The organism is Prevotella fusca JCM 17724, assembly GCF_001262015.1.
Lineage (GTDB): Bacteria > Bacteroidota > Bacteroidia > Bacteroidales > Bacteroidaceae > Prevotella > Prevotella fusca.
Genome location: NZ_CP012075.1, coordinates 1,041,331 through 1,054,742 on the forward strand (window position 1 = coordinate 1,041,331; position 13,412 = coordinate 1,054,742).

The window sequence follows — 13,412 nt, forward strand, 5'->3', positions numbered from 1 at the left end:
TTTTAGTTTATCGTTCGTTGGATTTCACGTAAATCGTATAGACAGGGCAGGTGCTGATCATCGCCTTGATGTCAGGGTCAGTCAGGCACTGTTCCACGCTTGCTGCCACCGATACATTCTGGTTGCCCGGCATGTCAATGCTGTCAAAGGTGAACATAGGCTTATGTTGTGCGAACATAGGTTCTACCTGGGACACACAGATGTCAATCTTGAAATAGTTGTATGGGGAACCGTTCAGCACCGGGTCAGGATAGTAGTTCTGCGTGTCAAAGTGCAGGTTTATCTTGCCGTGGTCGCTGAATTCCTTTGGGTCAATCTTTACGAAGTTCTCACACTCAGCAGGCTGAATCTTCGGTGTGGGCTTCTGCTTCCCATCCTTGGCGCAATAGAAGTCAAAGTATTCCTGGTTGATATTGTACACCTTGGCTGATACGTCAGTTATACGATAGCCGCCGAAGCTGTTTCTGTCTATTCTCCAGCCCGAGATGAAGGGTTCTCCGTCAGGGAGCGGCTCACCCGTGTTGGGGTTTACGGCATTGACAATCAGCGGCTCTATTCCGTCTTTCCAGTCAATTTCCCAGTCCTGTACTTCGTAGTCGCCGATGCCGGGAGAAACCTTTGCATTAAGGTGCTGGTTGGGCTCCGTTGTCTGTGCATTCTTTGACATCAGCTGCGGATGGTCAGCAGACAGATGGAAAACTTCAACCTGTGGGAACTGGTCAAGGTTGACTGTCTGCATGATGCGTTCATAGATGTTTCCCTTCAGCCTCCAGTCTGTGAACAGGATGTAGAAGCGTTTTTTATTGAAATTCTGCCCCTTATAGGGTTCTACGTAAGGTTCTGACAGTATATAGACGTCATGTCCTTTCTTCAGCCACGTCTTCAGGGCATTTGCCATGTAAGGGTTGTTGATGTTTCCTTTGGCGATTGACGGCTGGAAATATTCACCGTCAGTAAGGAGTACCGACTCATTGTTTTCATTCGCCATGCGTTCTGCTGCCGTCTTCAGGTCAGCATAGTCGGTCTCGTTGATATTGCGAAGGAGCAGGAAGGTGGAATCCGGCCGATGCTGCCGGATCTTGTTGCCCTCAATGGAATAATACTTCCGGGTAGCGTCAGTCCACGATGGAACCAATGCCTGGAAGAAGGGAGAATTCTGACCTAACGAAATACATTTTGAACAGTCAACGTACAGGGACAGCTGGTCGCGGGAGATCTCATCGATTCCTTTGTTGAAATATTTTTGATGAAATTCCGGAATGTACTTCGTGTCTGAAGCAGTAGGTATGCTGGAGCTGCATGAGTTCAAACTGATAATGCCAAAGAAGCCTGCAGCCATCCAGGCAAGTGTTTGTGTCGTTGTTCGTAGTTTACGTTTGAGCTGATCGCCATGGACCAATTGATTCTTCCAATCGTTAATCATCGCTTTATGCAATATTAAACACATTGTTCCCGGGTTGTGATTTAATTATATTATTCATTCAACACAACTTGACAAAGGTGGGAACCTGCATTGTAATGTCTTGCATGGCAGCTGCTCTGACAAAACGAATGCAACGATTGTTTAAAGTTGCGCTCCTTTTTTCCCTAATGTGCTATAATGTTAAGACTATTCATCTTTCGCAGGTTAGAGTTTAAGACTGTGCTTTTTATGGTGGGGCTGGGGCGTTGTTCGCAAAGATTGTTGTTTGCACCACATGCACATGGCAAAGGTAAAAAAAATCTTTCATAATCACGACTAACAACTCTGGAAAAATAATCCTGCTGTGTTTTTCTCCTTTGATGCGGATGAGGATGTGGGTTGTCTGATTTCCAGTTTGGGCTGATTCTGAAAGTTTCCTTTGTAGGATTCCTGCCTTTTATTCCCGGTCATATCCTGTCTTTCTCTAAAGAAGTTGAAATGCACAAAGACCTGAAGGTCGGGGATGGCACAGAAGGCTAACACCGTAGAAAACTGAAACGTCAAAGTTTAGCACACGAAGAAATGGAGTGAACGGAGGTTTTTAAATGGCAATTTCTCTGTGTGCCTTATTATGTAGCAGGTTTACTTTATCACTCCATATTTCAGAAGATTCGGAACAAAAGGGTCTTCGGTTAAATGTGTGGATTGGAAACAAGATAAAGGCTTACACACCTGTATGGTATGACTATTCAAAATCAGATGGTCTTACAAGGGAGGGATAGACTACAAGATAAAAATACAGAATAGGCAGACAGATACCGTGTCTTCCCGTCTTCTACAAACAGCTTATTCCCATATCAACCAACGTTTGTAAACTATTTTCATACAGTTCAAAACCAATACATGGTCTTTTGGCTTCCAAAAGACGCCCAATTGGCTTGCAATAGACGCCCTTTTGAAGCCTTACTGACGCCCTTTTGAAGTCCAATTAAGCACCTTTTCTTGCACTACCTTATAACTAACTGATTTACTGCCAGTCGCAAACTTGCTTTTTACACGTGTTTTTGCCTTTGTCTGTAGGTATTTTACCCGAAATTATGTCATGATTTTTCAAACCATTGTCCGCATTTTCAAAGTATTAAAACGAAAGGGTTTTCTGTGGGGGAGGATGATAATAAAACAGGTAGCCAAGACCGTCTTGGCTATGCTTTTATTTAACTTCGGTTCTTCTGCTAAAGCTGTACGAAAAGTGTCCACACATTTAACGGATGAACAAAAAAAGGTGGTGAGGAATGCCTGCACCACCTAAATATATAGAATGTTTCCAATGGATTATTTCCAGCTCTTCTCTATTAATTTAGTAACGGAGCTGTTGGTCATATGCACTCCCATCCTGTTTGTATTTACATCCGAGCTGTATTCGGTAGGCCAACCAGTGTTGAGGAGTTGGATGTTAGTAGTTCCGTTGACATCCATTGTTGCCATACCAATTTCCTTCATCCTGTCCCAGTGTGTCTCCACCTGTGCTATCATCAGTTCAAGGTTTTCTTCTGCACCGACTTCCTTCATCTTGTCAATGATAAGAGCTTTTACGTCGTCTTCTGTCATATTGCTGCTAATCTTCCCAACGATGTTGAGTGCGTTAGCCTTCTTGGTAAGTTCGTAGGTAACAGTAGCTTTTATATCCTGTATATCCTTGTTCTCTTTGTAACCATTCTTGAGGGTCTTACCAAAAAGATAGAAGAAAGTGCTGTTCTCGACCGACTCAATAAAAGATTCTTTTGTAAGTTTGTTTTTCAGGGTCGTAATAGCCTTGATCTTCGGCATTGCCTTCTCAATTTTAGGATTGGCATTGTAGACGGAGTCAAGAAGAGCTATCTCAAACCTGCTTATCTTTGACAGTACCTCGTCATAATTCAAGAGGTCATTTATCTTTCCGTTTGCATCCGTCTTTACAATCATCGGGACATTGTCAAGGTATTGGCTCACCATGTTTCCTGTCTGCCGTGCAATCGCCTGACTGCCTTCTATCTTAATACTGTTTGTCAGTATCTCAACAACATAACCATCAGCCGTAGCCTCTTGTACAGTTATCTTTGTTTTGCTGGTTGTCTTTACGCTTTCAGTACCTTTCGCAGAAGACTTGGTTTTAACATCAGCCACGGTTTCATAGACGGCTTTATCGCCTTTATGGAACTTAGCTTTGATTAAAGTCTGGGCGTTCAAGGCTGTTACAGCGAGAAGTAAGGCAAAAGTAATGAGTGATTTTCTCATAATAGCATTATTGTTTGATTCGTAAATTCATGCATAACGGATTATTTCCAGCTCTTCTCCAGCAATTTAGTAACCGAGGTGATGGTCATATCCATTCCCATCATCTTTGTTTTCACGTCCGTGCTGTATTCTGTTGCCCAGCCAGTGTCAAGGAGTTTAGTGGCAGAGGTGCCGTTGACATCCATCTTTGTCATACCCATCTGCTTCATTCTTCCCCAGTTGGCTTCCAGCTGTGAGGTCATGGATTCGTCAGCACCCATTTGTTTCATCTTGTCAATAACGAAGGCTTTTACATCGTCTTCAGTCATGTTGCTCTTGATCTGTCCTGCAATGTTGAGTGCATTTGGCTCCTTGGTAAGCTCGTAGGTAACGGTAGTCTTTATGCCCTGCATATCCTTGTTTTCTTTGTCACCGCTCTTGATAGTCTTGCCGAATAAGTGAAAGAAAGTGCTGTTCTCGACAGACTCAATAAACGCTTCTTTGCTGAGCTGGTTGCTGATGCCCATAGCCATCTTGTACTTTGGCATTGCTTTCTCCATTTCCGGATTGGCGTTATAGAGTGAGTCGATAAATGCCATTGCGAACTTGCTTGCCTTCGTTTGGACTTCAGTATAATTCAAAAGGTCCTTTACTTTTCCGTTTGCATCCGTCTTTATAAGCATTGGGACATTGTTAAGGTATTGGTTCAGCATGTTTCCTGTCTGCTGTGCAATCGCCTGACTACCTTCTATCTTAATACCGTTAGTCAGTATCTCGACAACATAACCATCAGCCGTAGCCTCTTGTACGGCAATGTTTGTTCTGCTGGTTGTCTTTACGCTTTCTGAGCCACCACCCATAGGAGTGTTTATTTTAACGTCAGCCACGGTTTCATAGACCGCTTTATCGCCTTTCTGGAACTTAGCTTTGATTAAAGTCTGGGCGTTCAATGCTGTTACAGCGAGGAGTAACGCAAAAGTGATAAGTGTTTTTTTCATAAGTGAATTATTGTTTGTTTAGGATTTATAATTTAGGATTGAAAGCATTAACGGCTTCAGAAATCATAAGCATTCGTTGTAAGTCCTGCATTAATTAATATCCTGAAGCCGTTAAATATTTAGTTTTGTGAATAATTTAGTATGACCTTGCGATGATGACACGATACTTGGCTGGCTTGCCGCTGACCATGTCAATGCCCGGTGTCTGCTCGAACATATAAGGAACGCAGCGGATAGTTGCCTGCGTGTCTTCCTTGATCTTCGCCTCAGTCTCCTCTGTTCCATCCCAGTGGCAGAGGAAGAAACCACCGTCCTTCACCTTTTCCTTGAACTCCTCATAGTCCTCGCACTCGTAGATGTGAGCGTCACGGAAGTCCTTGGCTTTCTTGAAGATGTTGTCCTGAATATCGTCGAGGAGGTTCTTGATACGCTCTACGATACCGTCAAAGCTGACGCTCTCCTTCTCCAAAGTGTCACGGCGCATCACCTCAATAGTGTTATTCTCCAAGTCACGACCACCCATTGCGAGGCGTACCGGCACACCCTTCAGCTCGTAGTCAGCGAACTTGAAGCCCGGACGCTTGTTGTCAGCATCGTCGAACTTGACGGTGATTCCCAGCGCACGCAGCTCGTCAATAACTGGCTGCAACTTCTCTGTGAGCTCCTTCAACTGCTCTTCGCCCTTGAAGATTGGTACGATAACCACCTGAATAGGTGCAATCTTCGGAGGAAGAACAAGACCGTTATCGTCAGAATGGGTCATGATGAGCGCACCGATCAGACGGGTACTGACACCCCAAGAGGTAGCCCATACGTACTCCGGCTTGTTCTCCTTATTAAGGAAGGTAACATCGAACGACTTTGCAAAGTTCTGACCCAGGAAGTGGGAAGTACCGCTCTGGAGAGCCTTGCCGTCCTGCATCATTGCCTCAATGGTATAGGTATCTAAGGCACCAGCGAAACGTTCAGTCTCACTCTTCACGCCCTGTACGACAGGAACAGCAAGCCACTTCTCGGCGAAGTCAGCATAGACACGCAACATGGTCTGTGCCTCCTTCTCAGCCTCCTCACGTGTAGCGTGAGCGGTGTGACCCTCCTGCCAGAGGAACTCAGATGTGCGGAGGAAAGGACGCGTACGCATCTCCCAACGCATAACATTACACCACTGGTTGCACATCAATGGCAGATCGCGCCAAGAGTGAATCCAGTTTTTATAGGTATTCCAGATGATTGTCTCACTGGTAGGACGGATAATGAGTTCCTCCTCCAGCTTTGCGTTCGGGTCAACCTCGACGGCATTGCCTTCCTCTGTAGCCTTCAGTCGATAGTGAGTAACCACGGCACACTCCTTGGCGAATCCCTTTACGTGCTCAGCCTCACGAGAGAGGAAGCTCTTAGGAATCAGCATTGGGAAGTAAGCATTCTGCACACCAGTCTCCTTGAACATCTTGTCAAGCTGTGCCTGAATCTTCTCCCAGATAGCATAGCCGTAAGGTTTGATGACCATACAGCCACGTACGGCAGACTGTTCAATCAGGTCTGCCTTTATTACCAAGTCATTGTACCATTGAGAGTAGTTCTCTGCTCTCTTGGTCATTTCTTTTAGTTCTTTTGCCATAAATATATTATTCTGTTCTTTTATTTTGCATCTTTAGGGGATTTCCATGTGCTTATAGGAAAATCCCTTTTGTCACTACAGTCAGAAATGCTAATTTTGCACACAGATACAGCTGACGAACGCAAATGAAGTTTGGTTCTATTCTGCTGAAAGCAGCTTGTCTTCTGCAAAAATAATGCAAACGAAAGCAAAGGGAACTTGTTTCTGATTTGCTGATTGCAGTTTATTTTCTGCAAAAATACAAAAAAATGTTGGCAATGGATGCTCTATGGCATATATTTGTTTAACTTTGCATGAATAAATCGAATTAAGGTACGGCAGCAATGCCAAGCCTTGAGGGTAAAAAGATAATTATTAATCAATAAACAGTTTTGGTTATGAAGAATATGAAGTTGATGGCAGTTGGAATGTGTTTCCTTTCTATCGTAAGTTGCCAGACAAAGCAGGGAACAGGAACATTAATCGGTGGCGGTGCTGGTGCAGCATTAGGCGGTATCGTTGGTCAGATTATAGGTCATAATGGCAGAAGCACGGCAATCGGTGCAGCAATCGGCGGAGCCGTTGGTGCTGGTGCTGGTGCGCTCATCGGCCGTCACATGGACAAGGTGGCACGCGAGGCTGCACAGCAGTTGCCTAATGCACGTGTCGACAAGGTGACGGATGCAAACGGACTGGAGAGTGTGAAGGTGACCTTCGACTCCGGTATCCTCTTCCCACTGAACGGCTCAAACCTCAGTGCTGCAGCAAAGAACGACCTCACGAAGTTCGCTGCACTGATGAAGCGTAACTCTACCTGCGATGTTGCTATCCAGGGTTACACTGATGCTTCAGGTAATGACAATATCAACCTCCCGTTGTCACAGCGTCGTGCAGAGGCTGTATCATCTTACTTGAAGGGTAAGGGCGTCAGCCACAGCCAGATTCGTTCGGTACAGGGCTTCGGTAGTGCCAACCCGATCGAGAACAAGACAGTAAGTCAGGCTAACCGCCGTGTAGAGGTTTACCTCTATGCTTCGTCAGAGATGGTCCGCCAGGCAAACAACGGTTCATTGTAATCATTTGAAACCTTGGGGCATACGCCTCGTATGTCCCAACAAACTTTGCTAAATAAATTCTCAAAAGGATATTGCTTCGGCAGTATCCTTTTTTGTTTGGACTGTTGGCAGGGTAGTGTAGGACACGGTAACAGAAGAACAATAAGGAGAGACGGAATGTCATAAAAACAATGAATGACGGATTGTGCAGGTGATTAGTGGAAAAGACAAAGAAACATGGGCATAGAATGAGAGAGTAACAGATTTCCTTTTCCTTTATTACCCTTTTCCTTTTCTATGCATAAAAGACACATGGAGAAATGGAATGAGCGGAGGTAATATGTAATGATGTAGAGGTGTCGTCAGTGCAAAGAGAAAAGGAGTCATTCCATACATGGTGCTGATATGTTCGCTGCAGAAATCTATCAATAATCCTTGCGGATATGCTCCTTTGCTCCATGTAGCGATGGTGTTGACGTGGTCAATGAACTGTAATATTCAATAAATATCAGCTTTCCGCTTCTTTCGTGTAAGACTTGTATAATTCATGAATTTGATTACCGACAAGTCTGAAACATCGGTTCACGGGATTTGAATTATCCTTACAAAATATTTGGCTGAAATGCTCGGGAACTTCAAAAAACAAGCGTTTTCAATCCTTTCGTAAGTGACTTGTTATCAGACCATTGCGGACTCACGCAAGAAAAGGTGCTTAATTAGACTTCAAAAGGGCGTTAGTAACAGTCCAAAAGGGCATCTTTTGCAAGCCAATTGGGCGTTAATTGACTTGCAATTAACGCCCAATTGATTTGCAGTCTTTGAATTTTATTTACAATATGGGATGGAAAGGGGTAGTAGACAAGTGAACAGGTTGCCTGTGACGGATAGACAGAATGACCCTAAGATATAAAAGAGGCAGAATGACATAAAGGCATAGAAAAGACATGGTAACAGAAGAACAAAAGAGGCAGAATGACATAAAGACATAAAAAGACATGGTTAACAGAAGAACAAAAGAGGCAGATAACAAGAAGATATAAAAAAGACAGAGCAACAGGTTAACCTGTTACTCTGTCCTCATTGTCCTTATGTTACTTTGTCTTTATATCATCCTGTCTTTGCAAGCAACTCGTTAACTCGTCAACTTGTCAACTCGTTAACTTGTTATCTTGCCATCACTTCACAAGTATTTTCTTACCGTTGCGGATGACAATTCCCTTATGGTCTTTGCTGACAGCTCTGCCCATGAGGTCGTAGGTGGTGTCGGATTTGCGTTGCAGCGGGAAGCTGGCGATACCTGTCGAGGTCTCTTTTACCTTTGTCGGGATGAAGGTTGAACCGCCATCCTTGCCGCCGGTCCAGTAAGCCCAGTTGTTGTCAGCACGGTAATTCAAGCCGAAACCCTCCGGATTACAGATGTAGAAACCGTTTTCAGCATACTGGCTTATATTCAATGTCCAGTTGCTGGTATAGCCTGCAGGCAGATTGTCAGCCGCCTGAAGGGTAGCATAAGTGTTGCCGCCACCGTTGGCAGTGCCTTTCGGAGATGGCGATGCCAGCACCTGGCCAGCACCTGTTGCCTTGTTGATGAGCAGGAAACCTGTGTAGGGATTACCTGCCAATGCCCATAGCATGGCATCATCACTCTCGTCAAATGTGCTTGCGAAGTAAACGTTAGGAGTATAGGTCCTTGAAGAAACCCATCTCTCCTGACTGCTCACCTTCATGCTGTACCAGGCAGTGTCAGCAGGAGTTGCCACCTTCATCGGACCGTTCCATACAGCATTGATGCGTACGGTAGCAGGGAGTTCAGTGATGGTCTCCTGGTCAGCCGTCAGTTCGACGAAGTCTCTGCCCAGCTCTTCAGGGATGACCACAGCACCTGTCTTCGCACCGTGGACAACCTTTGAGCATACAAACTCGTTGTTGAAGTAAACATTATAGACCACGGAAGTCTTTGCATCAATGAAGATACCCTCAAGTGATACGTCGCCGTCAATCATCTCTGCCGGCAGAGTGAAGGTGCCGTCAGCATTGAACTTCTCACGTGGGATCAGCAAGTCAACATACTGACAGGTGCCGTGGCTGAGGCTGTCGCCTGTGAGGTTATAGCCGTGGCGCACCTTCAGACCATTGAAATCAAAACCGTGTTCAGGCTTCATCTTTATCTTATAGGGCTGACCGAATGGGATAGAGATGTCGTTCAGTTCAGTTCCGTCAGCTGCTACCACCTTGCCATTGAGCGCACTTTGGCTGATTTTCACTGTCTCGCCGTGCACGTTGAGGCGGATGTCAATGGCTCCACCACCATTATTGATGATGTGGTTGTCGGATACTATGCTGCCTCCTGCATCCGCACAGTCCCAGTCCACCTTGTAACGCATGCGGTAGAACCCGTGCTTGAGGGTGTCGGGCAGAACGAACTCAGGCATGACGAGCGTGTTGCGTGCTCCACCTGTAATCTCCTCGCCGTTGCTGTTGTAGCCTGTTTCCCCGCTCTTGGTGAGGAAGGAATAAGCCAGCAGCTCGTTGCCCGAATCAGGTATGATCATGCCGTCCTTCACGTTGTGCTCAAAGCGGCCGTTGTTGTTCAAGTCAAGATAAACATAGCTGTGCATCCATATTCCCTTATACTGAACAGCCGGACTGAGAGCCTCGCCCGGCTTAGCCAGGAATGCCTGCTTGCTGAGATAGGTGTAGGCAGGGGTCGACTTTGTTATATCATCATAGACGCTGATACTCTGGTCTCCAAGGCTGATACCCTTGAGTCCGCGGTCAGTACGTGTGCAGGTCTGGTCCTTGCTATAGTTCATCGGATAGTCTTCACGGTTGGTAGCGGTGAAGGCTTCATTGTTTACTTCGATGTTGTCAATATAGGCAATGAAGTCTTCCTTCATGCCGTTAGGGTCTTCGCAATCGACAACAACGACGAGACTATGGATGTCAATGCCACCCGCTCCCTTGACCGGGAAGACCGCATCAACCCACTTGTTCGGTTCAATCTCTCGTGTTGAAAGCTCCCAGAACTGCTCGGTCTCTGCGCTCTGACCCGCACGCTCCTTGCGTTTGCCAAGTCCGATAAGCATCGTACGGCCAGCCTTTGGCTTGTGAATCATCACGTGCACGTACTTTGTCTCCGGTGTCAGCGTGAACGGCTGCTGGAGGTCTATGCGTGCACCGAAGGTGTTTGAGCCGAAGCGTGAACGCTGGAAGCCCAGCACTTTGTCGGATGTGTTAGGTGCAGCCTTCAGTATCTCGTCATAGTTCTTGTCGATATTACTCACCACTTGCACGTTTCCGTCCAGTACGGCAGCTTGTCCGTTCTGTCTGCGGAAAGGCGACTTCTGCCAGCTGTCATAGACACCTGTTGCTTTATAGTTCTGATTCTCAAAATCTATTTTAACCTGTTCTGTGGTCTGTGCATGGAGCAAAGTGGTGCAGAATAACAAACCACAGGTAGCCAATATATTCTTTTTCATGTTGTTTCTCAAGTCAAACGATTAGTAAATAGCAATCTCACTCAATACAGGGCACGCCTTGGCATCCTTGATATGTATGCGTATTCCCTTGGCATCAAAGCCATCACCATAGCTGTTTGAGGTGCTTCCGTTGAGCGGAATGATACGCTTGTAGCCGATGGTGGTCAGCTTCACCTTGCTGGCAAGTGGCTTCCATGTGCTGCCGTCGGTGGTATATTCGATCGAGAAACTCTTTACACGCTGCCCGAGTCTTACATACTCCTGCAGAGTTACATAGCGGACCGTTTGGCTGTTGTTCCATTTGAAAGTGAGGGTAACATCCTTCACCTCGTCCTCTGCAGCCCAGTAGGTGTCAGCATTCTCATCAATGAGATTGCCCGCAGCGTAGGTGCGTGTCTGTCCGTTAGCACGTGTACTTGTTGCTTCAACAGCAGCAGTCTTGGCAAGATTGTTGCTGAGTCGGTTCTTCAACATTGTTCCGAACTCCTTCAGACGCCTCGCCTGATTCTGTGGAATCTTACCGCTTCTGTCAGGAGGGCAGTTCAGGATGAGGGTAGCATTGCGACCTACAGTCTCCAAGTACATCTGGAAGGTGCGCTCGGCCGTCATCGGTTCACAGCCTGGATGCCAGAACCAGCCCTGGTCAGTGAACTTGGCATCGCTCTCGCCGGGGAGCCAGAACCAGCCGTTTTCCGTACCATACATGCCATTACGCTCAGGAGCAGTACCACGGTTTTCGTTACACCAGTTGGTTTCGCCTGCCCATCCGTCTTCGTTACCGATCCAACGTGCCTCGCCACCGACACCCCACAGGATGATATTCGGGCTGAGCTTGTGGATGGAATCACGCAGGTTAGGCACGTCATAGTAGGTAGCACGGTCAATATTGATTACCTTGTTCTTACCGCCATAGTAGCCATCGCCGCCATTGGCACCGTCGAACCACATTTCAAACTGGTCTGAACCGTATTGTGCAAGTTCAGCACATTGCTTCAGGAACACGTCCTTCACGTATTTGTCCGTCCCATAGAGACCGCTGTTCCTGTCCCAAGGTGACACGTAGAAGCCATACTTCATCTTCAGTTCCTGTGCTGCTTTGGCAAAGAGGTCGGCAATGTTCACGCCCTGTGCGTTAGGACTTGACGAACGTGAGATGTTGTGGTCGGTTGTCGTAGTTGGCCACAGGCAGAAACCGTCGTGATGCTTCACGACAGCGATACCACCCTTCATTCCCGCCTCTTTCACTACTTCCAACCACTGCTTGGGGTCGGGTTTCTCAGTCGGATTAAAGATGTTCACGTTTTCATCTCCTTTACCCCATTCCTTGTTGGTATAGGTATTCATACCATAATGGAAGAAGGCATAGAACTCCGTCTGCTGCCATTTCCACTGACGGTCAGTGGGTACAGGGAACACAGGACGAGGTTCGTTCTCCGTGTTGGGAACGTTTTGCGTCTGAAGGGTCATAACGGTATTGGTCTGGGCAAAGCCCGTTGCCGATGCCGTCAGGGCAAGTGCAGTAAGCACACCGTGTAAAAATCGGTTGTTCATATTAGGTTTTTAGTTTTGCAGCACTTGGGTTCTAACTCGTTTTGTAAGTGTCTGACTGGACGATGTACAGTTTAGGTTTTTGTCATCATGAGGGTCCTGTATGCCTTTGTGCTGCAATTTCAAGGCATCAGACCACTCAAAAGATGGTCGCAAATATACGAATAAATTTGGATATACGTGTATTATATACCACAATTTATGATTATTGTATAAAAAACCGTCATTCCATGTATTATTCTGCAGAAAGTTCTGCTTTGCAGTTTCACTTCTCATCATTCATCACCTCCTGTCTCTCCTCTCTTCTGTGTAAGCCCTGTTTCTTCAGGAATGTAAAGTAATTTCCTTGACAGGAAGATGCTTTTTCTCCGGCAAATTTCAGAAGTATAATCCGTGCATGATGTGGATGCTTTCCGCTTTGTCCTGTGCGACTGTAAAGTGTTGATAATTAGTTATATGTAAGGATAACACGTGAGCTTGTTTCGTGTTTTGAGATTTTATGTTTTTCAATTGACGCCCTTTTGCATTGCAACTAAGGCTTACTTGCGCTTCAATTGACGCCCTTTTGCATTGCAATTAACGCCCTATTGGAACGCAATCAAGCAGATGTTGTTTTCACACGGTAAGTTTAGTAAAGTTTTTTCGCAACCCTGTGGACTGCTTGTAGGTTGTGTTTATGGGGCATTGCAGGGCTACGGGTATGGGCTGTGAGAGAATTGTTGTCGGTCAGAAACTGGCAGGCAGCTGTATGGATGGTGCCTGTCAACCGTGAAACAGGGATGCAGACAGCGTGCATTCCTGTATGGTTGCCGATAGTATTTTTTGCACCTCTTTACTATATAAATAGGTGTATATTATATAAGGTGGAAATAGCCGGCTGCTGTTGCGATAGCTTTCAGCACCCCTTTTCCATGCTTGCGAAGCTGAATTCATGGTATATTATCAGCCGGTTATTCACGATGCAGAAGCGGACAGGAACAAGTGTCGTAACTGTCTGATTATCTTGTGTGCGAGAACAGGACGATATGCTTAAAAAAAAGACTTATTCTTTTGGTTTATATTGTATAAACTACTATATTT

General features: G+C 45.9%; 8 protein-coding genes. 2 read left to right on the forward strand and 6 right to left on the reverse strand.

Features of this window, described 5'->3' with window-relative positions:
- Positions 1 to 7: 7 nt before the first annotated feature.
- The 4 genes from ADJ77_RS11580 to proS form a co-directional block, all read right to left on the reverse strand.
- Positions 8 to 1,423: a hypothetical protein gene (locus ADJ77_RS11580; RefSeq protein ID WP_025078195.1), complete on the reverse strand. Its 1,416-nt coding sequence runs from the start codon at positions 1,421 to 1,423 to the stop codon at positions 8 to 10.
- Between the two features lie 1,311 nt (positions 1,424 to 2,734).
- Positions 2,735 to 3,676: a hypothetical protein gene (locus tag ADJ77_RS11590; RefSeq protein WP_025078197.1), complete on the reverse strand. Its 942-nt coding sequence runs from the start codon at positions 3,674 to 3,676 to the stop codon at positions 2,735 to 2,737.
- A 41-nt stretch (positions 3,677 to 3,717) separates the two neighbouring features.
- A complete protein-coding gene (locus ADJ77_RS11595) occupies positions 3,718 to 4,653 on the reverse strand; it encodes a hypothetical protein (protein WP_025078198.1) in 936 nt (311 codons plus the stop codon).
- Positions 4,654 to 4,789: 136 nt separating this feature from the next.
- A complete protein-coding gene (gene proS, locus ADJ77_RS11600; protein ID WP_050696444.1) occupies positions 4,790 to 6,271 on the reverse strand; it encodes a proline--tRNA ligase in 1,482 nt (493 codons plus the stop codon).
- Between the two features lie 377 nt (positions 6,272 to 6,648).
- Here proS and ADJ77_RS11605 point away from each other — a divergent pair, with 377 nt between their 5' ends.
- Positions 6,649 to 7,326 (forward strand): OmpA family protein, encoded by a 678-nt coding sequence (locus ADJ77_RS11605; protein WP_025078199.1) that lies wholly within the window; start codon positions 6,649 to 6,651, stop codon positions 7,324 to 7,326.
- A gap of 1,154 nt (positions 7,327 to 8,480) precedes the next feature.
- On the opposite strand, the gene ADJ77_RS11610 is transcribed toward ADJ77_RS11605, so the two are convergent.
- Together ADJ77_RS11610 and ADJ77_RS11615 are read right to left on the reverse strand one after the other, a co-directional pair.
- A complete protein-coding gene (locus ADJ77_RS11610; protein ID WP_050696445.1) occupies positions 8,481 to 10,784 on the reverse strand; it encodes a hypothetical protein in 2,304 nt (767 codons plus the stop codon).
- Positions 10,785 to 10,805: 21 nt separating this feature from the next.
- Positions 10,806 to 12,335, reverse strand: a complete 1,530-nt coding sequence (locus tag ADJ77_RS11615; protein WP_025078200.1) for an alpha-L-fucosidase — start codon at positions 12,333 to 12,335, stop codon at positions 10,806 to 10,808.
- Positions 12,336 to 13,039: 704 nt separating this feature from the next.
- Between ADJ77_RS11615 and ADJ77_RS13905 the strand changes: the two genes are divergently transcribed.
- On the forward strand, positions 13,040 to 13,330 hold the full coding sequence (locus ADJ77_RS13905; RefSeq protein ID WP_148301590.1) for a hypothetical protein: 291 nt from the start codon (positions 13,040 to 13,042) through the stop codon (positions 13,328 to 13,330).
- Positions 13,331 to 13,412 lie beyond the last annotated feature (82 nt).

Excerpts from the sequence above, each read along its gene's own strand:
- ADJ77_RS11580 (WP_025078195.1), bottom strand. The coding sequence starts at position 1,423 with ATGATTAACGATTGGAAGAATCAATTGGTCCATGGCGATCAGCTCAAA.
- ADJ77_RS11590 (WP_025078197.1), bottom strand. The coding sequence starts at position 3,676 with ATGAGAAAATCACTCATTACTTTTGCCTTACTTCTCGCTGTAACAGCC.
- ADJ77_RS11595 (WP_025078198.1), bottom strand. The coding sequence starts at position 4,653 with ATGAAAAAAACACTTATCACTTTTGCGTTACTCCTCGCTGTAACAGCA.
- proS (WP_050696444.1), bottom strand. The coding sequence starts at position 6,271 with ATGGCAAAAGAACTAAAAGAAATGACCAAGAGAGCAGAGAACTACTCT.
- ADJ77_RS11605 (WP_025078199.1), top strand. The coding sequence starts at position 6,649 with ATGAAGAATATGAAGTTGATGGCAGTTGGAATGTGTTTCCTTTCTATC.
- ADJ77_RS11610 (WP_050696445.1), bottom strand. The coding sequence starts at position 10,784 with ATGAAAAAGAATATATTGGCTACCTGTGGTTTGTTATTCTGCACCACT.
- ADJ77_RS11615 (WP_025078200.1), bottom strand. The coding sequence starts at position 12,335 with ATGAACAACCGATTTTTACACGGTGTGCTTACTGCACTTGCCCTGACG.